21 protein-coding genes are annotated in these 21110 nt (G+C 75.0%); 8 read left to right on the forward strand and 13 right to left on the reverse strand.

The window, feature by feature from the left end; all coding sequences use genetic code 11:
• Nucleotides 1-84: 84 nt before the first annotated feature.
• Nucleotides 85-2178, reverse strand: coding sequence for an ATP-dependent DNA helicase UvrD2 (locus ACVJO7_RS01275; protein WP_491671349.1), 2094 nt, complete (start codon nt 2176-2178; stop codon nt 85-87).
• 313 nt (nt 2179-2491) lie between these two features.
• On the opposite strand from ACVJO7_RS01275, the gene ACVJO7_RS01280 reads away from it, so the two are divergent.
• Entirely contained in the window at nt 2492-2695 is a 204-nt protein-coding gene (locus tag ACVJO7_RS01280) for a hypothetical protein (RefSeq protein ID WP_491671350.1), read from the forward strand.
• Between the two features lie 14 nt (nt 2696-2709).
• On the opposite strand, the gene ACVJO7_RS01285 is transcribed toward ACVJO7_RS01280, so the two are convergent.
• Nucleotides 2710-3057 carry a transcriptional regulator gene (locus ACVJO7_RS01285; RefSeq protein WP_491671351.1) on the reverse strand — a complete coding sequence of 116 codons (348 nt, stop codon included), beginning with the start codon at nt 3055-3057 and terminating at the stop codon, nt 2710-2712.
• Entirely contained in the window at nt 3047-3487 is a 441-nt protein-coding gene (locus tag ACVJO7_RS01290) for a hypothetical protein (RefSeq protein WP_491671352.1), read from the reverse strand. The genes ACVJO7_RS01285 and ACVJO7_RS01290 overlap by 11 nt, the downstream gene beginning before the upstream one ends.
• Nucleotides 3488-3606: 119 nt before the next feature.
• Here ACVJO7_RS01290 and ACVJO7_RS01295 point away from each other — a divergent pair, with 119 nt between their 5' ends.
• Complete coding sequence (locus ACVJO7_RS01295; protein WP_491671353.1) at nt 3607-3831, forward strand: glutaredoxin domain-containing protein; 225 nt, start codon at nt 3607-3609, stop codon at nt 3829-3831.
• 93 nt (nt 3832-3924) lie between these two features.
• Here ACVJO7_RS01295 and nudC read toward each other — a convergent pair whose 3' ends face one another.
• The 10 genes from nudC to ACVJO7_RS01345 form a co-directional block, all read right to left on the reverse strand.
• Nucleotides 3925-4974 (reverse strand): NAD(+) diphosphatase, encoded by a 1050-nt coding sequence (nudC, locus tag ACVJO7_RS01300; RefSeq protein WP_491671354.1) that lies wholly within the window; start codon nt 4972-4974, stop codon nt 3925-3927.
• Nucleotides 4971-6356, reverse strand: coding sequence for a M16 family metallopeptidase (locus tag ACVJO7_RS01305; RefSeq protein WP_491671355.1), 1386 nt, complete (start codon nt 6354-6356; stop codon nt 4971-4973). Before ACVJO7_RS01305 ends, nudC begins: the two co-directional genes overlap by 4 nt.
• Before the next feature lie 130 nt (nt 6357-6486).
• Entirely contained in the window at nt 6487-7809 is a 1323-nt protein-coding gene (locus tag ACVJO7_RS01310) for a M16 family metallopeptidase (RefSeq protein ID WP_491671356.1), read from the reverse strand.
• 39 nt (nt 7810-7848) lie between these two features.
• Nucleotides 7849-9129, reverse strand: a complete 1281-nt coding sequence (locus ACVJO7_RS01315) for an aldehyde dehydrogenase family protein (protein WP_491671357.1) — start codon at nt 9127-9129, stop codon at nt 7849-7851.
• A gap of 49 nt (nt 9130-9178) precedes the next feature.
• Nucleotides 9179-9919, reverse strand: a complete 741-nt coding sequence (locus ACVJO7_RS01320; protein WP_491671358.1) for a class F sortase — start codon at nt 9917-9919, stop codon at nt 9179-9181.
• A complete protein-coding gene (locus ACVJO7_RS01325) occupies nt 9916-10821 on the reverse strand; it encodes a DUF4142 domain-containing protein (protein ID WP_491671359.1) in 906 nt (301 codons plus the stop codon). The genes ACVJO7_RS01320 and ACVJO7_RS01325 overlap by 4 nt, the downstream gene beginning before the upstream one ends.
• A 103-nt stretch (nt 10822-10924) precedes the next feature.
• Nucleotides 10925-11788 carry an exodeoxyribonuclease III gene (locus ACVJO7_RS01330; RefSeq protein ID WP_491671360.1) on the reverse strand — a complete coding sequence of 288 codons (864 nt, stop codon included), beginning with the start codon at nt 11786-11788 and terminating at the stop codon, nt 10925-10927.
• Between the two features lie 9 nt (nt 11789-11797).
• Nucleotides 11798-12700 carry a transketolase family protein gene (locus ACVJO7_RS01335; RefSeq protein WP_491671564.1) on the reverse strand — a complete coding sequence of 301 codons (903 nt, stop codon included), beginning with the start codon at nt 12698-12700 and terminating at the stop codon, nt 11798-11800.
• A 98-nt stretch (nt 12701-12798) separates the two neighbouring features.
• Nucleotides 12799-13506 carry a thiamine pyrophosphate-binding protein gene (locus tag ACVJO7_RS01340; protein WP_491671361.1) on the reverse strand — a complete coding sequence of 236 codons (708 nt, stop codon included), beginning with the start codon at nt 13504-13506 and terminating at the stop codon, nt 12799-12801.
• Nucleotides 13507-13554: 48 nt separating this feature from the next.
• On the reverse strand, nt 13555-14550 hold the full coding sequence (locus ACVJO7_RS01345) for a potassium channel family protein (protein ID WP_491671565.1): 996 nt from the start codon (nt 14548-14550) through the stop codon (nt 13555-13557).
• A 185-nt stretch (nt 14551-14735) separates the two neighbouring features.
• Here ACVJO7_RS01345 and ACVJO7_RS01350 point away from each other — a divergent pair, with 185 nt between their 5' ends.
• From ACVJO7_RS01350 to ACVJO7_RS01375, 6 genes are all read left to right on the forward strand, one after another.
• Nucleotides 14736-15809, forward strand: a complete 1074-nt coding sequence (locus ACVJO7_RS01350) for a sensor histidine kinase (RefSeq protein ID WP_491671566.1) — start codon at nt 14736-14738, stop codon at nt 15807-15809.
• Nucleotides 15806-16651 (forward strand): LytR/AlgR family response regulator transcription factor, encoded by an 846-nt coding sequence (locus ACVJO7_RS01355; protein ID WP_491671362.1) that lies wholly within the window; start codon nt 15806-15808, stop codon nt 16649-16651. The genes ACVJO7_RS01350 and ACVJO7_RS01355 overlap by 4 nt, the downstream gene beginning before the upstream one ends.
• Nucleotides 16648-17229, forward strand: a complete 582-nt coding sequence (locus tag ACVJO7_RS01360) for a hypothetical protein (protein WP_491671363.1) — start codon at nt 16648-16650, stop codon at nt 17227-17229. Before ACVJO7_RS01355 ends, ACVJO7_RS01360 begins: the two co-directional genes overlap by 4 nt.
• On the forward strand, nt 17226-18893 hold the full coding sequence (locus tag ACVJO7_RS01365) for a sodium/solute symporter (RefSeq protein WP_344022432.1): 1668 nt from the start codon (nt 17226-17228) through the stop codon (nt 18891-18893). The genes ACVJO7_RS01360 and ACVJO7_RS01365 overlap by 4 nt, the downstream gene beginning before the upstream one ends.
• A 189-nt stretch (nt 18894-19082) precedes the next feature.
• On the forward strand, nt 19083-19436 hold the full coding sequence (locus ACVJO7_RS01370) for a DUF485 domain-containing protein (protein ID WP_344022430.1): 354 nt from the start codon (nt 19083-19085) through the stop codon (nt 19434-19436).
• Between the two features lie 5 nt (nt 19437-19441).
• Nucleotides 19442-21085 (forward strand): monocarboxylic acid transporter, encoded by a 1644-nt coding sequence (locus tag ACVJO7_RS01375; RefSeq protein WP_344022806.1) that lies wholly within the window; start codon nt 19442-19444, stop codon nt 21083-21085.
• Nucleotides 21086-21110 lie beyond the last annotated feature (25 nt).

The following is a 21110-nucleotide window of genomic DNA, read 5'->3' on the forward strand; positions in this document are numbered from 1 at the left end:
TAGAAGTGCCGTGCACAGGGGTGCAACCGGTTTTCCCGAACTCTCTCCGGAAGTTCACGAGGGGCTGACCGAAGAGGGGTCCGGCTACCGCTCGGCGAGCAGGGCCAGCACTGCGTCGCCGTACCGGTCGAGCTTGGCCGCCCCGATCCCCGGGATGCCGACGAGGGCCGCGGGATCGGCCGGACGCTGCTCGGCGATCGCGGTCAGCGTCGCGTCGGTGAGCACGACGAACGCCGGCACGTCCTGCTGCTTGGCCTCCCCGGCCCGCCACTGCTTGAGCCGGTCCAGCAGCTCGAGATCGACGTCGGACGGGCAGTCGTCGCAGCGCATCAGCTTGGTCGCGGTGCCACCGAACAGGGGTGTGCCGCACACCCGGCAGCGGGGACGCGCGCCGCCCGGGCGGCGCTCGCCCGCCACCCGCGACGCCGGGTGCGAGTCCGGGATCAGCCCGTACAGGAACCGGGACCGCCGCCGCTTCGGCCCGCGCCCGGACGCCCGGGACAGCGACCAGGACATCGACAGCACCCGCCGGGCGCGGGTGATCCCGACGTAGAACAGCCTGCGCTCCTCCTCGATCGCGTGCTCGTCGTCGCCGGCGTGGCCGATCGGGAGGGTCCCGTCGGCCAGCCCGACCAGGAACACCGCATCCCACTCCAGGCCCTTCGCGGCGTGCAGCGACGCCAGCGTGACGCCCTGCACGACGGGTGCCTGAGCGGAGTCCGCGCGGGTGTCCAGCTCGGCGCACAGCCGGGCCAGGTCGGCGTCCGGTTCGGCGGCGGCGAGCTCCTCGGCGACGCCGACCAGCGCCAGCAGGGACTCCCACTGGGCGCGCAGGGTGGCGCCCTTCGGCGGCTCGTCGCTGAGCCCGGCGCGGGCGCCGAGCACGGCGCGGGTCACGTCGACGAGATCGGTGCCGGGCCGCTGCTCCGGCGCGGCGGAGCGCAGCGCGACCATCGCCCGGCGGATCTCCGGGCGGGCGAAGAACCGCTCGCCGCCGCGCACCTGGTACGGCACGCCGGCGTCGGACAGCGCCTGCTCGAACGCCTCGGACTGGGCATTGATCCGGAACAGCACCGCGATCTCGGAGGCGGGCGTGCCGTCGCGGAGCAAGGTGAGGATCCGGCCGGCGACCGCGGCGGCCTCGGCCGGCTCGTCGTCGTGCTCGGAGAAGTCCGGGTCCGGCCCGGGCGGGAGCTGCCCGACCAGCTGCAGCCGGGACCCGGCCGGCCGGTGCCGGGCGGCGCCGATCAGCTGGTTCGCGCAGGAGACGATCTGCGGGGTGGACCGGTAGTCGCGCTGCAGCCGGACGACGGCGGCGCCGGGGAACCGGCGCGGGAACTCCAGCAGGTAGCGCGGCGAGGCCCCGGCGAAGGTGTAGATCGTCTGGTTGGCGTCGCCGACGACGGTCAGGTCGTCCCGGTCGCCGAGCCAGGCGTCGAGCAGCCGCTGCTGCAGCGGCGTGACGTCCTGGTACTCGTCGACGACGAAGCAGCGGTAGCGGGAGCGGAACTCCTCGGCGACCCCGGCGTGCTCCTCCAGGGCGACGGCGGTGTGCAGCAGCAGATCGTCGAAGTCGAGCGCCTGCGCGGCGTTCTTGAGCTCCTCGTACCCCGCGTAGACCTGCGCGACCTGCGCGGCGGAACCGGGGACGTCGCGCTTGCGCCGGGCCGCCTCGGCCGGGTAGTCGACCGGGGCGATCAACGACGACTTGGCCCACTCGATCTCCGAGGACAGGTCGCGCAACGCATCCGAGTCGGTGCCCACCCCGGTGCGGGCGGCGGCCTGGCCGACCAGCCGGAACTTGCCGTCGAGCAGCGGCCACGGCTGCCCGCCGACCACCTGCGGCCAGAAGTAGCGCAGCTGCCGCAGCGCCGCGGCGTGGAAGGTGCGGGCCTGCACGCCCGGGGCGTCCAGCCCGCGCAGCCGGGTGCGCAGCTCCCCCGCGGCGCGCGCGGTGAAGGTGACGGCGAGGACCTGGCCCGCGGCGACGTGGCCCTGCCCGACCAGGTGCGCGATCCGCCGGGTGATCGTGCGGGTCTTGCCGGTGCCGGCGCCGGCCAGGACGCAGACCGGGCCGCGCGGCGCGGTGACGGCGGCCCGCTGATCGGGGTCCAGCCCGTCCGCACTCTCCGGGACCTGTCCTGTGCGGGCGGGGCGGGGGAAGGTTCGGGACGGCACGTGCCCATCCTGACACCCGGCTCCGACACTTCCGCCGGACCCGCCCGTGGGTGTCGGCGCGGTCGCTCGCGCGGGGTGCGGCGGGATGTGGGGGTGGGGCCGCGGGCGCCGAGGGCGCGAGGTCCCGGGGGACGCGCGGGATCCCCGGATCGCGCTGGACCGAGGAGGTCGCGCGCGTGGTCGAGGAAGTCTCACTCGGGATCGGGGCGGTCGGCAGGGTCGAGGTGGTCGCGCACGGCTCGGGGCGGCCGCGCAAGGTCGGGGCGGTCGAGCGCGGATCTGCGGCGGTCGCGTCGGCTCGTGGCCTCGGCCGGTGGGGTTCGCGCAGACCGGCCGCGCGACGTCCGCGCGCATCGGCCCACAGCGGGTCGCGCACCATCCGGACGAGGTCGGGATCCGGGCGGTCGCGGAGCCGGAGGCCGCTGCGTCGGACACCGGGCCGCGGGGTCGGGGACGCGAGCGCTGGGAATCCGGGCCGGAGCCGGCGATGTTGCAGGGCAAGACCGGTGCCGAGTGAGCCCGCGGACTCGGTCAGGGCGGTGGGGCGGACTCGCTGATCGTGCCGGCCGCGATCCGGCGCAGCTCCTCGACGTGCGCGTCGAAGGCGGCCCGCCCGCTGCGGGTCTGCGCGATCCAGGTGAGCCGGCGGGCGTCGGACCGGGTCGCCGAGCGGGACTTCGTGGTGGTCGCGTAGCCCGCCTCGACCAGGATCCGCAGATGCTTGGACAGCGTGGCGTCGGTGATCCCGAGGGTGTCCCGGAGCACCGCGAAGTCGATCTGCTCGACGTGCCGCAGCAGCCCGCTGATCCGGAGCCGCACGGGGGCGTGGATGGTGTCGTCGAAACCGAGCTCGGCCGATTCGTTCCGATCAGGCTCCACGGCGCAGGTTCTCCATGGTCAGACGCTCGAACGCGACGTTGGCCCAGTACACGACGCCGAAGCAGACGACCGCCGGGGCCAGCGCCCACCACGGTGACAGCGATGCCACCAGCCCCAGCGAGACGACGAGGAGCACCAGCACCGCCACGCAGGCGACGGCGAACACGGCCCATCCCCGGCCGCCCACGGAGCGCGGACGGATGCCGGTGATCCGCCGGTGCAGCCACAGCAGCACCAGGAGCACGAGCGCCAGGACCCACACCGCCGGCGCGCGGACGGGCTCACCGAACGCGGGCACCAGCACGTACCACGCCGCCGCCAGCGCGAACGCGGCGTGCAACCAGGCCGGCGCGACGATCCGGCCGGCGAGCGCGGCACGGTCGGACTCCAGGTCCCGCAACGCGTCACGGGCGACCGATTCGTTTTCCATAGCGGCAACCAAATCATGTGCCATGTCGGCAAGTCAAGTGTGTTGCCGGATCGGAAAGAGATGGCGCCGGGAAGATCCGCGGGTCGCGGGCCGTTGCACCGGTCATGGCGGACCTGACCATGTACACGACCAGCTGGTGCGGCTTCTGCCGCCGGCTGAAGCTCCAGCTCGACGAGGCCGGCATCGGCTACCGGGAGATCGACATCGAGCGCGAGCCGGATGCCGTCGCGTTCGTCGAGCAGGCCAACGGCGGGAACCGCACCGTCCCGACCGTCGTGTTCCCCGACGAGTCGGTGGCGACCAACCCGAGCTTCGCCGAGGTCAGGCAGCGCCTCGGCGTCTGATCCCGGCCACCGGGGAGGGCACGGCGGAGAAGACACGCCGGCGAGCGCACGGCGGCCCGGGCACTGCCCGGGCCGCCGTCGTGCGTCGGCGGGTCAGTCCCCGGCCGCCGCCCAGGACTCCAGCATGGTGCGGGCGATCGAGACCGTGCCCGGCAGCATGACGACCGGGTCGGTGTCGGTACCGGCCGCGTCGTCGTCGCGGCTGCCCCAGTCCCCGCGGGCGAGCGCGGCCCGCAGGTGCGCGCGGGTGATCCAGAGTGCCTCGGCGATCTCGCCCTCGGCCGGCTGCAGCGGGGCCTCCGGATCGCCGATGGCGTGGAAGCCGACCATCAGCGACCGTGGGAACGGCCACGCCTGGCTGCCCAGGTAGCGGACGTCGGTGACCTCGATCCCGACCTCCTCGGCGATCTCCCGCTGCACGCACGCCTCCAGCGACTCGCCGGACTCGACGAAGCCGGCGAGCACCGAGTAGCGGCCGACCGGCCAGACCGGCTGCCGGGCGAGCAGGACCCGGTCGGCGCCGTCGTGCACCAGGCAGATGATCGCCGGGTCGGTGCGCGGGTACTCCTCGTGCCCGTTCTCGCAGCGGCGGGCCCAGCCGGCGCTCTGCGGACGGGTGCGGGTGCCGTCGACGGCGCAGAACCGGGACCGGTCGTGCCAGTTCAGGGTGGCGACCGCGCCGGTGAGGAGCCCGGAGCCGAGCGGGTCGAGGAACGCCCCGGCCGCCCGCAGGTCGGTCCACTCCCCCGGCCCGCCCGCGAACACGTCGCTGTCGGCGGTCTTCGCGGAGCCGATCCGCACCGCCCAGTACGGGACGCCGTCGGCCTCCCCGAGCAGGACGGCCTCCTCGGGGGGCTCCGGGGCGATGTCGGAGCCGGTGCGGGTGCGGACCCGGCCGTTGCGGCCGGCGGCGGCGTCCCAGGCGGCGGCGTCGCCCTCGCGGAACTCGCGGGCCGGGTCGACCTGCCAGTCGACCGGGGTGCGCCCGGACTCGTCGATGACGACCACCCGGGCCTTCGGCCAGGAGTCGCGCACGTAGTCCGGGTCGAGCCGCAGGTTCTCGTCGCGGACCAGCGCGTTGCGGGAGAGCACGGGCTGCTCGAGCAGGGTGAAGTCACCCCGGCGGGAGGCGGCGCCGCTCACCGGAGGCTCACCCCGCCGAGCGCCGCGAGCCGGGAGCCGATCGCCTCGGCGTCGCCGACGACCACACCGGTGAACCGGGCCGGCGCGAACAGCTGCGCGGCCGCCTCGGCGACCTCGTCGACGGTGACCGCCTCCAGTCGTTGCGGGCGGTCCCGGAGCCACTCGACACCGAGCCCGACGGCGTCGAGTGCGGACAGCGTCCCGGCCAGCGCGGACTGGCTGTCCAGCGAGATCAGCAGCGACCCGATCGCGTACCGGCGGGCCGACTCGACCTCCTGCTCGGTGGGCGGGACGGCGATCATCCGGCCCAGCTCGTAGCGGGTCTCGAGGAGCGCGGCCGCGGTGACGTCGGACGCGACGTCGACGTCGAGCCCCAGCACCGCCCCGCCGGGCACGAACTCCTGGCCGGAGTGCGCGCCGTAGGTGTAGCCCTTGTCCTCGCGCACGTTCTCCATCCAGCGCGAGGAGAAGTAGCCGCCGAACACCAGGTTGGCGAGCTGGAACGCGGTGTAGCGCTGGTCGGTGCGGTCCAGGCCGGGCGCGGTGAGCCGGATCTGGGACTGCACCGACCCGGGCCGGTGCACCAGCTCGAGATCGCCGGCGGCGGGCGCGGGCGGCGGCGACAGCCGGCGGGCCGGGTGCGCGCCGGACCAGCCGCCGAGGCGGGCGGTGACCTCGGCGATCGCGGCCTCCGGGTCGATGTCGCCGACCAGCACCAGCCGGGCCCCGCCGGGCACGACGGTGCCGGCGTGCAGCTCCCGCACCCGGTCCGGCGTGATCTCGGCGACCGCGGCCGCGGTGGGCATCTCGGAGACGATCGGATGGTCGCCGAAGCGCTTGCGCATCAGCGCCTCGCGGGCGACCGTGCGCGGCTGCGCCCGGGCCACCGCGATCCGCTCGGCGAGCCGGGAACGCTCGCGGAGCACCTCGTCGTCGGGGTGGGTGGCGCCGGTGAGCACGTCGGCCAGCACGTCGAGCACGACCGGCAGCCCGGACGCCAGCGCGGAGCCGCCGATCTGCAGCCACTCCGGATCGACGCCGACGCCCAGCTCGCCGCCCACGCCGGCCAGCTCGTCGTCGATACCGACCCGGTCCCGGGAGGCGGTGCCGTTCAGCATCGTCTCGGCGACGAGCTCCATCCCGGCGGTCCATCCGGCGTCCGCCGAGTCGGCGGGGGACGCCGCCGGGATCCGCAGCACGGTCTCGACCAGCGGCACCCCCGGCCGGCGGGCGGCGATCACGGTCAGCCCGTTCGGGAGTGTCCCGGTCACGACCTCGGGCAGCGGCACCGGCCTGGTGCGGCCCAGCGCGGGCAGCTCGCGCGGGCCCCGCTCGGTGCGGCCGATCTCCTCGGCACTGCGGTGGGTGCGGACGGCGGTCACGCGGCGGCTCCCTCTCGGTGGTGGGCGGTGCCGTGGCCCCCGGCGGGGCGGGCGGCGCCGGGTGGACGGGTGCGGTGGACGGCGCGGGCTCGCCGGGGCGGCCGGGCGGCGGCGCGGTGCCTCGCCCGGTTCACTCGGCGACCCCGGGCGAGGCCGGTTCGACGGTCAGCACCGCACGGCCCGCGCTGCGCAGCCGCGCGGCCGCGGCCGCGACGTCGGCGGTGCCGAGCGCGGCCAGCCGGGCGGGCAGCTCCAGGGCGAGCTCGGCCCGGCCGTAGAGCAGCTCCCGGGAGCCGAGCCCGAGCATCCGGTACATCACCCGGTCGTCCTCCCGGTGCAGCGCCGCCGTCCAGCGGGCGGACTGGCGGGCCAGCTCGGCGATGTCCGGGCCCTGCTCGGCGAGCCGGTCGAGCTCCTCGTCGACGGCGGCCGTCACCCGGTCCGGGGTGACCTCGGCCGGGTGCACCGCGGTGATCGTGAACGTGTCCGGGTCGCGGGCGTCGAACGGGCCGCCCATCAGCCCGTTGGACGCCGACACGTCGGTCACCGAGCCGTCCCGGTGCACCAGGCGGCGCTGCAGCCGGGCGGCCTCGCCGTCGGTCAGGACGGAGGCCAGCATCGCGTGCGCGAGGTAGCCGTCGGGATCGGTGGTCGGATCCGGCACCCGGTAGCCGAGGGCGAGCGCGGGCAGCGGGGCGTGCGCGTCGGTCACGCTCTGCCGCCGCTCGGTGCCCGGCACCGGCTCGGCGAACGACGGCCGCTGCGGCACCGGGCGGGCCGGGATGTCGCCGAAGTGCCGCTCGACGAGTGCGAGCGTGCCGTCCACCCCGTGCCCGCCGAGGTCACCGTGCACGGTGACCAGCGCGTTCCCCGGGGCGTAGAAGGTGTCGAAGAAGGCCGCCGCGTCGTCCAGGCTCGCCTGTTCGAGCTCGGAGAAGTCGCCGTAGCCGTTGTGCGCGTTGGGGAAGGAGTCGTAGAGGACCGGCGGCAGCAGGATCCACGGGAAGCCGCCGTAGGGGCGGTTGTGGACGTTGAGCCGGATCTCCTCCTTGACGACGTCGACCTGGTTGTGCAGGTTCTCCTCGGTCAGCTTCGGCGCGCGCAGCCGGTCGGCCTCCAGGAACAGCGCCCGGTCCAGCGCGGCGCCGGGCAGCACCTCGAAGTAGTCGGTGTAGTCCTGGTGGGTGGAGCCGTTGAAGATGCCGCCCGCGGACTGCACCTGGCGGAAGTGCTCCAGCTTCTCCAGGCTCTCGCTGCCCTGGAACATCAGGTGCTCGAACAGGTGCGCGAAGCCGGTGCGCCCCTCCGGCTCGGAGCGGAACCCGACGTCGACGTGCACCGCGACGCCGACCGCCGGGGTCGCCGGGTCCGGCACGACGAGCACGCGCAGACCGTTCGGAAGCGTCGCCCGGTGCAGCGGGAGCGTGGCAGCGGGCTGATCAGTCACGGACACACGGCGAGGCTAACCCGCGGCACCGACAGAGTGCCGCGCTCAGGCGGGCGGCAGCACCACGAACTGGCGCAGCCCAAGGTCACGGTAGGTGACCGGGCCGCGCGGGCCGGGGGTGTGGTCGACGTTGATCCCGGTCTCCGGCAGGCCGAGCAGCTTGTAGCCGTCGAGCAGCCGGGAGGTGGTGTTCCAGAACACCCCGGTGCCGGTGTAGCGGTCGATGAACCGCTGCGCGACGTCGGCGTCGGACGCGCAGATCGTCGCCGCCAGCCCGGAGGTCTCCCGGGCGGCGGTGTCGGCGGCGTCGTCCGGGCCGTCGACGGCGGCGACGGTCACGTGCGCCTCGGCGCCGGAGTCCAGCGCCCACTCGTGGCCGAGCCGGTGGCCGTGCGGCGGCTCGGACAGCGTGATGCCGCGGGCGTCCAGGGCGGCCCTCGCGACCGGCAGCAGGGTGTCGTAGACGGGCCGGTCGACCAGCAGCAGGTTCAGCCGGTTGCAGACGCCGAGCCGGTCGGTCGAGTCGGTGACCAGCCGGGTGACGTCGTCCGGGGTCGCGGACGAGTCCAGGTAGAGCACGCCGCCGCCGTCGGCGTGCGCGAGGACGCGGGTGCCCGCGGTCGCGCCGAGCAGCGTCAGCCTGCGGGTGACCTCGCCGGAGCCGCGCACGACGACCAGCGGGACCAGGTCGGGCAGCCCGACCAGCGCCTCGGCGCCGGCGTGCCCGGGCAGCGGGACGAGCTGGACCGCCTCGGCGGGCAGTCCGGCCTCGGTCAGCGCGGGGCGCAGCACCTGCTCGACGAGCGCGGTGGCACTGGCCAGCGCGGCCGAGCCGGTCCGCAGCACGGCGGCGCTGCGCGCCTTGAGCACCTGCGAGGCGACGTCGACGGTGACGTTCGGGCGGGCCTCGAAGACGGCGCCGATGACGCCGACCGGGATTCGCCGCTCGAACACCCGCTCCCCGGTCTCCAGGGTGCGGACCGGCCACTCGGTCGGCGGCTCGGGGGTCGCGGCGAGCACCTCCAGCTGGGTGGCGATGCCGGCGAGGCGCTCCTCGTCCAGCCGGAGCCGGTCGAGCAGCCCGGCCGCCATCCCGTTGCGCCCCGCGGCGGTGACCTCGGCGGCGTTGACGTCGAGCAGCTCGACGGCTCGGCCGCGGATCAGCGCGGCGGCCGCCCGCAGCGCGTCGTCGATCCGGCCCTCCCCCGCGGCCCGCACCGCCGGGGCGGCGGCCCGGGCGCGCTGCGCGGCGTCCCGGACGGCGGCGAGCTCCGGGGCCTCGGAGTCTCCGGACAGGGCGGTGTCGGTCGCGGTGGAGGTGCTCACGCAGGTCAGGGTAGGCGCTCCCGGCCGGGCCCCGGACCCGGACACCCGGTCACGCGGGGACGGCGTAGACCACGATGTTCGAGTCGTAGCCGCCGGCCACCGGATCGAACGTCCCGCCACAGGTGATCAGGACGAGCTGCGGGGCGCCGTCGCGGCGGAACACGTCGCGGGGCAGGTCGTACTTGCCGTACTCGCGGCGGGCGACGACCCGGAACGTCGCGGACCGGCCGTCCGGGCCGCGGACGACGACCGGCTCGCCGTCGGCGAGCTCGGGCAGCACCGCCAGCACTCCGACGCCCTGGGTGCGTGAGTCGACGTGTCCGGCGAGGACCGCGCTGCCGGCCGCGCCGCCGGGCAGGACGCCCGGCGCCCACCAGCCGACGTGCCGGACCTGTTCGGGGACGACCATCCCGCCGTCCGGCCCGGTGCCGACCGGTTCGACGGGGGCGGTGATCCCGCGGTCCGGGAGCTCCAGGGTCGCCGGCAGCACCGGGCGGGACGTGGCCGACGCGGGAAGCGGGTGCACCGCCGAGACCAGCCACGGCGGCGGCGCCGGGGATGCGGGCGGCGGGGGCGGCGGGGCGAGCACCGGCAGGGCCGCGGCGGCCGGGACCGGCCGCAGCGGCGCCGCCGCACCGGCGGGCACCTCGCCGAGTGCCTCGGCGGTGATCCGCGGGCCGTCACCGCCCGCGGCGAGCCCGGCGCCGGTGCCCAGCAGCGCGGTGCCCAGGAGCAGCAGGACCGCCGCCCCCCGGGCACCCTCGCGCGGGCGCCGGCGCCGCGGGCTCACGCGCGCGAGCGGCGCAGCCGGACCGCGCCGGCGACCAGCAGTGCGAGCCCGGCGCCGCCGAGCGCCACCGGCAGCGCGACGTCGGACGGCGACGCGGCCTGGCCACCGGTGCCCGCGTCGACCGCGGGGGCACCGGCGGAACCGGAACCGGAACCGTCACCGGCCTGCCCACCGGCGTCCGGCCCGGCGGCCTGGCCGGCCCCGCCGGAGCCGGAGCCGCCGTCGGCGCCACCGGAACCGTCAGTGCCACCCGAACCATCAGTGCCACCGGAACCGTCAGTGCCACCGGAACCGTCAGTGCCGCCCGAACCGTCAGCGCCCGCGCCGTCGCCGCCGGGGGTCGCCGCGCCCGCGGCCGCCGCGGCCTCGTCCAGCTGCGTCTTCAGCTCACCCAGGTTGGTCAGCTGGGCGCGGGCCTGGTCGATCTGCTCCTGCGGCAGGCCGGGCACGTTCAGCAGCCCCTGCGCCTGCTCGTTCAGCTGCCCGACCTGCTCCTGCGCGGCCTGCAGCCAGCCCTGGTCGAACTGCTCGCCGGTCCGGGCCGCCAGGTCGTCCACCTGGGCCTGGACCTCGGGCGAGACCTGGTCCGGCAGCGAGACACCGATGCCGGACGCGAGCCCGCGCAGCCGCTCGGTGAGCTGCTGGCCCTCCTGCTGCACCTGCGGCGCGAGGTTCTGCACCTGCTCGCCGACGCCCTGCTCCAGGCCGATGCCGCCGAGCGCGGCGAGCCCGAGTGCCTTCTGGTGCGCGTCGCCGAACGCCTGCCGCGGGTCCCCGATGCCGGGCACCTCCGGCAGGTCGGTCGGGATCGACGGGGTCTCGCCGCCACAGGCGGTGAGTCCGACGAGCGCGAACGCGGCGACGGACGCCCCGACGGTGCGGCCGATGCGGTTCTGGTTCATGGTCTTCCCCCGAGAGTAGCGATCCACATGCGGTGGGCTACCAGCGTTGCTCCGAACGTTGCAACACGAATCACACCCTCTCGCAAGGGGGCTCGGTGAGTGGCTACTTCTTCCGGACCAGTGGTACCGGGGACGACGGCGGCGGCACCATCGGGCCGATGTCGCCGTCCGGGGCCTCGTCGAGGTCGAGCAGCACCGGCGCGTGGTCGCTGGGCAGCTTGCCCTTGCGGGCCTTGCGGTCCACCCAGGCCGCCGCGCGGCGGGCCGCCGGACCGTCGCCGGCCAGCACCAGGTCGATCCGCATGCCCTGGTCCTGGTGGAACCGGCCGGCCCGGTAGTCCCAGTAGCTGAAGACGCGCTCGGCGGGCCAGCGGTCCCGCACCACGTCGTGCAGCCCGGTGGCGGTCAGCGCGGCCAGCGCGGCCCGCTCGTCCGGGGTGACGTGGGTGGCGCCGTCGAACGCCGGGCGGTCCCACACGTCGTCGTCGGTGGGGGCGATGTTCATGTCCCCGGCGACCACCGTCGTCGCCGGGTCGCCGGCCGCGACCAGCGCCCGCAGCGCGTCCAGCCAGCGCAGCTTGTAGGCGTAGTGCGGGTCGTCCGGGGTGCGCCCGTTCGGGACGTACACCGAGGTCACCCGCAGCCCGCCGCAGGTCGCGGTGACGGCCCGGGCGTCCGGCCCGGTGCGCCCGCCCTCGGCGAACACCGGCTCGTCGGGCAGGCCGCGCACGACGTCGTCGAGCCCGGCCCGGGACAGCACCGCCACCCCGTTCCACCGGCCCTCGCCGTGGTGGGCGACGGCGTAGCCGCGGGCGGCGAGCTCGTCGTCGAAGGTGGCGGCGAAGTCGTCGTCGGACAGCTTGGTCTCCTGCAGGCAGACGACGTCCGGCTGCCGCTCGTCCAGCCAGGGCAGCAGGCGGGGCAGCCGGGACTTCGCCGAGTTCACGTTCCAGGTGGCGAGGCGCACCCCGCGACCCTACGAGAGGAACGCGGTGACCGACCGGCGGATGCCCGCGACGTCCAGCCCGTGCGCGGCGTCGTGCTCGGCCGGGGTGCCGTAGCGGCGCAGCTCGGCGGGCCCGACGCCGAGCCCGAGCACCCGGTGCCGGATCCCGGCCAGCGCGCCGGACACCTGCCGGACCGAGGTGCCGGCCAGGTAGGGCTCGACGAGCACGACGTCCGGCTCGGACAGGGTCGCGACCAGCGGGCCGGCGTCGAACGGGCGGACGGTCGCCGCGTACAGCACCGTGACGTCGAGATCGGCGACGGCGGCCAGGGTCCGGTCGGCGAGCGGCCCGACCGCGACCACCGTGCCCCGGCTCCCCCGGCGCAGCACCGACGGGACCGGACCGGCGCCCAGCGGGCGCGCGTTCGACGTGCCGGCGAGCCGGACGTAGACCCGGTCGTCGCCGGGCAGCGCGGCCCGGATCAGCGTCTCGGCCTCGTCGGCGTGCCCGGGGACGTGCACCGTCCAGTCGTCCAGGGTGTCGAGCAGCGGCACGTCCCGGGACCCGAAGTGGGTCTCGCCGGCACCCGCCATGTCGTAGGACGCGCCGGCCGAGACCAGCAGCGCGCCGACCCCCTGGTGCCCGAGGTCCAGCTTGAGCTGCTCGTAGGGGCGCTCGACGAGGAACGGCGCGAAGGTGTGCACGATCGGCCGCATCCCGGTCAGGGCGAGCCCGCCGGCGGCCGAGACGAGCAGCTGCTCGCGGATCCCGAGGTTCACCATCCGGTCCGCGACCGACGGCGGCAGGTCGACGTATCCGGCGCCGATGTCGGCGAGCAGGGCGACCGCCCGCGGATCGGCGGCGAGCAGCTCGGGCAGCAGGTGGTAAAAGCGTTCCCGCTGGTCGGCGGACCGCTGCGGGCCGGTAAGCAGAGCAAAGGACGGAACAGGGACAGGTACAGGGGCGGGCACAGCGGCGGGGGCAGGGGTGGGCACAGGGGCGGGGGCAGGGGTGGGCACAGGGGCGGCCATCAGCGGGCCTCCTTCGGTTCGACGTGGGCGACGACGGCCAGCGGCCGGCCGGCGTGCGGGACGGTGAGGGCGCGGTGCAGCGCGTCGTGGTCGCGGCCGTCGACGTCGACGGTCGCCCAGCCCTCGACGGCGAACCTGGCGGCGATCCCGCCCGGCCAGCCGTGGGTCGCCGACGAGTTGTCGACGACGACCGTGGTCAGCCCGTCCAGACCGGCCCGGCCGGCGTACTGGACGGCCTCGGCGTTCGAGCCCTCGTCGAGCTCGGCGTCGCCGACCAGCACGACGGTGCGCGCGGCGCGGCCGGACAGCCGCAGCCCGAGCGCCGTCCCGACCGCCAGGCCGAGGCCGTGGCCGAGCGAGCCGGAGGAGATCTCGACCCCCGGCACCAGGGTGCGGTCGGGATGGTGCCCGAGCGGGGAGCCGAACCGGGCGAAACCGGACAGCTCGTCCGGGTCCAGGAAGCCCTGCGCGGCGAGGACGGCGTACAGCGCCATCGGTCCGTGCCCCTTCGACAGCAGGAACCGGTCGCGGCCCGGGTCGTCGGCGCGGCCGGGCCCGACGCGCAGCACCCGGTCGTACAGCACCCACAGCACGTCGAGGGTGGACAGGGCGGCGGGATCGTGTTTCTCGTCGCCGGTCATCCGGGCCAGCAGCCCGGGCAGGTCGTCGTAGCGGAACGCGGTGGGAGTGGTCAGTGGAGGGCTCATGCCGACCACCGTGCTATCTGAAGTTCAGTTCAGGTCAAGCTTCCCCGGTCAGTCGTCCGGGAGCGTCGCCTTGCGCACGTAGAGCAGCTGGTCGCCGCGTTCCAGGGCGTCGACGGCTGGCGCGTCGACCCGGTAGAGCTGCTCGCCGCGCACGACGCCCAGCACGATGTCGGGCAGGTGCCGCGGCGAGCCGCCGACCTCGGCCGGCTCCACCTGGCGCTGGGTGATGGCGAACCCGGCGTCCGGGGTCAGCAGGTCCTCGACCACCTCGACGACGGCCGGGGACCGGGTCGCGACGCCCAGCAGCCGGCCCGCCGTCTCGTCCGACACGATCACCGAGCTGGCCCCGGACTGGCGCAGCAGGTGCACGTTCTCCGCCTCCCGGACGGCCGCCACGATCGAGATCGACCGGGACAGCTCGCGGGCGGTCAGCGTGACCAGCACCGCGGTGTCGTCCCGGTCCAGCGCGACCACCAGCGTCGTCGCCAGCTGCACCCCGGCGATCCGCAGCACCGCCGACCGGGTCGCGTTGCCCGACACGGTCACCAGGCCCAGCCCGGACGCGACGTCGAGCCGGGCCCGGTCGGTGTCCACCACCACGATCTTCTCCGGCTCGACGCCGTCGCCCAGCAGCGTCTCGACCGCGGCCCGGCCCTTCGTTCCGTAGCCGACGACGACGGTGTGGTCGCGCACGCGGGACCTCCAGCGCTGGATCCGGAAGGACTGCCGGGACCGCTCGGTGAGCAGCTCGACGGTCGTCCCGACGAGGACGATCAGGAACAGCACCCGCAGCGGGGTGATCACCGCGATGTTCACGGCGCGGGCGCTCGGGGTGACCGGGACGATGTCGCCGTAGCCGGTCGTCGACAGCGACACCGTGGCGTAGTACAGCGCGTCCATCAGCGAGATGTCACCGGCGCCGTTGTTGTCCAGGTACCCGTCCCGCCCGAAGTACACGCTCAGTGTCGTCGCACCGAGCGCGAACAGCGCGATCAGCAGCCGGGTGACCAGCGAGCGGACCGGGCTCGACCGGGCGTCCGGCATCCGCAGCGCACCCTCGACCTGCGGATCGAGGGTGGCGAGGCGGGATGAGCCGATCACGTGGCGCAGGCTAGCGCCCGGGGGCGGTGACGGGCGCCGCGCGGGGGCGCGCCGCACCCTATTCTGACCGGGTGCCGGCCGAGGGGGACTCCGAACGCGGCGGACGCGCGTCCGGCGGCCGCACCGGTCTGCGGCCCCGGTTCGCCGACCGGTTCCGCACCGCGCCGCCCCGCGAGACCGCGCAGCCGGACCTCACCGAGGTGCTGGAGACCGGCGTCACCGTCGCCACCGGGCTGCGCGCGCCAGCCGGTTCCCCGGCCGCTGTCGATGCGCTGCGCCGGCTCGCCGTGCTCTGCGGTGCCGACGCCGCCGGGCTGCTGGTGCCCGGCCGCGGCGAGTCCTGGTGGGGCCCGGGCCGCGACGACGGTCTCGCGCTCGGCCTGCGGGCGCGCACCGGCGGCCGGCGGCTCTCCGAGGGCGACCTGCTCGCGCTACCGGTGCCGGTCGACCCGGACCCGGCCGCCCTGGACCCGGTGCTGGTGCTCGGTGGCGCCGTCGGGCTGCCGGCCGCCCGGCGCGCGGCAGGCTTCGTCGCCGACGCCCTGGAGCGCGCGGCGCTGGAGGCGGGCGCCGCCGACGCCGAGGCCGCCCGGCTGCGGGAGCTGCGCGCGCAGATCTCGCCGCACTTCGTCTACAACGCGCTGACCACGATCGCGTCGTTCGTCCGCTCGGACCCGTCCCGGGCCCGTGACCTGCTGGAGACCTTCGCCGAGTTCATCCGGCACTCGCTCGCCGCACGCGGCGACTACACGCCGCTGGCCGACGAGTTCCGTTCCGTCGAGGCGTACCTGACGCTGGCCCGCGCGGTGCTCGGTGAACGCCTGCGGGTACAGGTACGCGTGGCACCGGAGGTGCTGCCGGTGCCGATCCCGGTACTGGCGCTGCAGCCGCTGGTGGAGAACGCCGTGCAGCACGGCGTCGAGCGGACCCCGGACGGAGGACTGGTGCAGGTCAGCGGCGAGGCGGAGGGCGATGTCTGCGTGATCGCGGTCGAGGACGACGGCCCGGGCATGAACCCGGAGCACGCCCGCGCGGTGCTCGCCGGCACCGCCGAGGGGGCCGGGCTCGCGCTGGTCAACGTCGACCGGCGGCTGCGCGCCGTGTACGGGCCGGAGCACGGGCTGGTGATCGAGACCGCGCCCGGCGCGGGCACCCGGATCGTGCTGCGCGTCCCGCGGTTCCAGCCGGGGGTGGTCGCGTGACCGACCGGCTCCGGGTACTCGCCGTCGACGACGTGGCCCCGGCTCTCGACGAGATCTGCGCGCTGCTGGCCGACGCCCCGGACGTCGGGCACGTCGCCCGGGCCGGGGACGCCGTCGAGGCGCTGCGCATGATCCCGACCGGGTCGTTCGACGCGGTGCTGCTGGACATCACGATGCCCGGGATGGACGGCCTGGAGCTGGGCGGTGTGCTGGCCGCGATGGCGAACCCGCCGGAGATCGTGTTCGTGACGGCGTTCGAGGAGCACGCGGTCGCCGCCTACGGCCTCGGCGCGGTGGACTACCTGCTCAAGCCGGTCGGCGCGGACCGGCTCGCGGACGCGCTGGAACGGGTGCACCGGGCCCGCGCCGGGCGGACCGCGAGCAGCTCGGCGCCCGCACCGCCGGACGGCGCGGCCGGGCCGCCGCTCCCTCGGGTCGACGAGCTGGCCGTGCTCCCGGTCGAGCTGGCCGGGCGCACCCGGTACGTGCGCCGTGAGGACGTCCGGTTCGCCGAGGCGCACGGCGACTACGTGCGGCTGCACACCCCCGGCGGCTCGCACCTGGTCCGGATCCCGCTGTCCCGGCTGGAGGAGCACTGGGACGCGCACCGCTTCGTCCGCGTGCACCGCAGCTTCCTGCTCTACCTGCCGGCGGTGCTGGAGCTGCGCAGCGACGCCGGCGGCGGGCTGCTCGCGCACACCGACGCCGGGGACGTGCCGGTCAGCCGCCGGCACGCCCGCGAGCTGCGCGACCAGCTGATGGCGGCGGCCACCTCCGGGGCGCTCGACCCGCACGCCACCGGTGCCGCGGACGACGGCGGCGAGGGCCGGGGACCGCGATGAACCGCCCGCGCCGGATCGCCGTGACCGCGCCGCCGGAACCCGGCGTGCGGTCCCGCCCGGTGCCGTCCCGGCCGGTGCCGGAGACGCTCCTCGATCCGGCCCGCGCCGAGCTGGCCCGGCGCACCCGCCGCGCCCAGGTCGGGCGGGCCGCGCTGACGCTGGTGTGCGGCGCGCTGCTGCTGCTCGGCGTTCCGGTGCTGCTGCGGGTCGCCCCCGGCCTGTCGGAGTGGCGGGTGGCCGGGCTGCCGCTCGGCTGGATCGTCGTCGCCTGGCTGCCCTATCCGCTGCTGGCGCTGCTCGCGTGGTGGCACCTGCGCGGCGCCGAGCGGGCCGAGCGGGCCGGGCCGGACGAGACGGACGGGACGGAGCCCGCCGGTGACGCCGTCGCAGGTGACTCCGGCTCCGGCCGCACGATTGCCGACGGCTCGGTCGTGGGCCGGACCGGCACCGGCGGCACGGCCCGCGGCAGCGCAGCTCCCGGCGGCACGCTGCCGGACAGCGACCCGGACAGCGCCCCCGCGGGCTCCCCCGGCGCCGCGCCCCAGCCCACCGCCGACCATCGGGCCCCCTCCCCGTGACCGTCGCCGCCGTCGTCACGCTGCTGCTCGTCACGGTCCTGATCGGCGCCCGCGGGGTCGCCGCGATGCGGACCACGTCGGACTTCCTGGTCGCCTCCCGGCGCACCTCGCCGATGCTCAACGCGGCCGCCGTGTCCGGCGAGTACCTGTCGGCGGCGTCGTTCCTCGGGGTCGCCGGGCTCGTCATCAAGGAGGGCACCGGCGCGCTCTGGTACCCGGTCGGGTTCACCGCCGGCTACCTGCTGATGCTCGCCCTCGTCGCGGCCCCGATGCGGCGGACCGGGGCGCTCACCGTGCCCGGGTTCGCCGAGGCCCGGCTGGGCTCGCGGTCGCTGCGCCGGTTCTGCGCGGTCGTCGTCGTGGTGATCGGGGTGCTGTACCTCGTCCCGCAGATCGTCGCCGCGGGCCAGCTGCTCACGCTGGTGTCCGGCGTCGACTACTGGGTCGGCGTCGTGGTGTCCGGCCTGGCGGTGGGCGTCACGCTCGCGCTGGGCGGGATGCGGGCCGCCACCTACGTGCAGGCGTTCCAGTTCGCGCTGAAGCTGCTGCTCTTCGCCGGTCCGGCGATCTGGCTGCTGCTGCTCGCCGGACCGCAGCTGCGCGCCGACATGGCCGCGCCGCCCGAGTTCACCCACTTCACCCAGCAGACGCCGGTCGACTTCCGGCTGGACACCGATCTCGTCGTCACCGAACCGACGACGGTCACCGTGGACGGCGTGCCCACCCCGCTCGCCCCCGGGCCGCACGAGGCGCTCGCCGACCAGGTCTGGACCTTCCCGGCCGGCGCGGCGGTGCCCGAGCTCGGCGGCGACAGGGCGTCGCTGCCGGTGCCCGGCGGGGAGGACTGGGCGCTGCCGCTGCTCGGCACCGGGGACGCGGCGCCGCTGCTCGCGACCTGGTCGGTGCTGGTCGCCACCGCGCTCGGGACGATGGGGCTGCCGCACATCATCGTCCGTTTCCACACCAGCCCGGACGGCCGCGGTGCCCGCCGGACGGCCGCCATCACGGTCGCCATGCTGGGCGCGTTCTACCTGTTCCCGATCGTCTACGGCCTGCTCGGGACGGTCCTCACCCCGGAGCTGTACCTCTCCCAGGGCACCGACACCGCGATCGTCACGCTGCCCGGCCGGGTCACCGACGGCGGCACCGCCGCGGTGCTCACCGCACTGCTCACCGCCGGCGCGTTCGCCGCCTTCCTGGCCACCTCGCTGGGGCTGCTGCTCGCCCTGTCCGGCGCGCTCGCCCACGACCTCATGCCGTCCGGGCTGCGCCGGCTGCGGCTGACCGCCCTGGCCGCTTCGGCAGCTGTCGTCCCGGCCGCGCTGCTGATGGTCCGGATCGACGTCAGCGCCGCCGTGACCTCGGCCTTCACCGTCGCCGCGTCCACCTTCTGCCCGCTGCTCGTGCTCGGGCTGTGGTGGAAGGGGTTGACGGCGCGCGGGGCGTACGCCGGAATGGTCACCGGGCTGGCGTCGTCGGTGGGCGCGATGGCACTCGGCGCCCTGCTCGGCCTGGACGGCACGGTGGGCATGCTGCTCGCCCAGCCCGCGCTGCTCTCGGTACCGCTCGCGTTCGTCGTCATGATCACGATTTCGTGGACGAACGCTGTCCCCGCGTGGGCGGAGGATACGATGTTGCGGCTCCATCTGGCCGATCGCGAGTAGGCCGACCACACAACCTCCCCATCACTGTCAAGACCGCTGGTCGAGTTCTCCCGCGCCCGATCGTCCGGTCGTCGGCCGTTTGCATCACGGTCCGGGTGAGAGCGACATCCGGGGTTCCGCCCCCGCCCGCAAAGCCCTTTCCTGGTGCGCAGTCCGTGGCCGCGCGCGGATTTATGCAAGGAGGCATACGTGAGTACGACCGAGTCCGACGAGCAGTCCGGCGGGACACCACCGCCGACTCCCGACTGGGCGGCCGTGCAGGCCAGCCCCGACTTCCAGGAGCTGCGCAAGCGGCTCCGAGGCTTCGTCTTCCCGGTCACCGCCGGGTTCCTGGCCTGGTACCTGCTGTACGTCCTGCTGGCCAGCTTCGCGCCCGACTTCATGGCGATTCCGGTGGCCGGAAACATCAACCTGGGCCTGATCCTCGGCCTGCTGCAGTTCGTGTCGACGTTCGCGATCACCGTGGTCTACATCCGCTTCGCGGACCGCAAGCTCGACCCGCTGTCGTCGAAGATCCGTGACGAGATCGAGGGGGCGAAGTGAGCGGCGTGAACGCGGTACTGGCACAGGACGCGGGGGCCGCGGCCAGCCCGATCCTCAACATCTCCATCTTCCTCGTCTTCGTGGTGGGGACGCTGGCGATCGTCTTCTACGTCAACAGCCGGCACGCCAAGAAGACGGCGGCCGACTTCTACACCGCCGGTGGCGGGTTCTCCGGAACCCAGAACGGCTTCGCGATCGCGGGTGACTACCTGTCCGCGGCGTCGTTCCTCGGCATCGCGGGCGCGATCGCCATCAACGGTTACGACGGGTTCCTCTACTCGGTCGGCTTCCTGGTCGCCTGGCTGGTGGCGCTGCTGCTGGTCGCCGAGCTGCTGCGCAACACCGGCCGGTTCACGATGGGTGACGTGCTGGCGTTCCGGATGCGTCAGCGCCCGGTCCGCGCGGCCGCCGCCACCTCGACGCTGGCCGTGTCGTTCTTCTACCTGCTGGCGCAGATGGCCGGTGCCGGTGCGCTGGTCTCGCTGCTGCTCGGCGTGTCCGGTGCGTTCGCGCAGGGCGCGGTGATCGCTGTCGTCGGCGTCGTGATGATCGCCTACGTGCTCATCGGCGGCATGCGCGGCACCACCTGGGTCCAGATGATCAAGGCCGTGCTGCTGATCGCAGGCACCCTGGTGATGACGATCTGGGCGCTGGCCCTGTTCGGCTTCAACTTCTCCGCCCTGCTCGGCGCGGCCGTCGAGGCCAACCCCGAGGACGGCGCCGGCCTGCTCTCGCCGGGCCTGCAGTACGGCGCGACCACCCTGTCGAAGATCGACTTCATCTCGCTCGGCCTCGCCCTGGTGCTCGGCACCGCGGGTCTGCCGCACGTGCTGATGCGCTTCTACACGGTGCCGACGGCCAAGGAGGCCCGCAAGTCGGTCGAGTGGGCGATCTGGCTGATCGGCCTGTTCTACCTGTTCACCCTGGTCATCGGCTACGCCGCCGGTGCGCTGGTGGGCCCGCAGACGATCCTCGAGGCACCGGGCCGGGTCAACTCCGCCGCCCCGCTGCTGGCGTTCGAGCTCGGTGGCCCGATCCTGCTGGGCGTGATCGCGGCCGTCGCCTTCGCGACGATCCTCGCGGTCGTCGCCGGGCTGACGATCACCGCGTCGGCGTCGTTCGCGCACGACGTGTACATCAACGTCATCAAGCGCGGCAATGTCGAGGACACCGAGGCCACCCAGGTCAAGGTGGCCCGCCGGACCGCGATGGTGATCGGTGTCGTCGCGATCCTGGGCGGCATCCTCGCCCGCAACCAGAACGTGGCGTTCCTGGTGGCGCTGGCGTTCGCGGTGGCGGCGTCGGCGAACCTGCCGACGATCCTCTACTCGCTGTTCTGGAAGCGCTTCAACACCACCGGTGCGCTGTTCTCGATCTACGGCGGTCTGTCCGTGACGCTGCTGCTGATCGTGTTCTCGCCGGTGGTCTCCGGCCGCGGGCCGGACGCACCGACCCCGTCCATCTTCCCGAACGCGGACTTCATGCTGTTCCCGCTGTCCAACCCGGGCCTGGTGTCGATCCCGGCGTCGTTCCTGCTGGGTGCCATCGGTACCTACGTCGGGCAGAAGCGGCACGACGGCAGCAAGTACGCCGAGATGGAGGTCCGGTCGCTGACCGGTGTCGGCATCGCGAAGGCGAGCGCGCACTAGCGGGACGATCCCCCCGCGCGCAGCA

It is taken from the genome of Pseudonocardia sp. DxW (assembly GCF_058448985.1).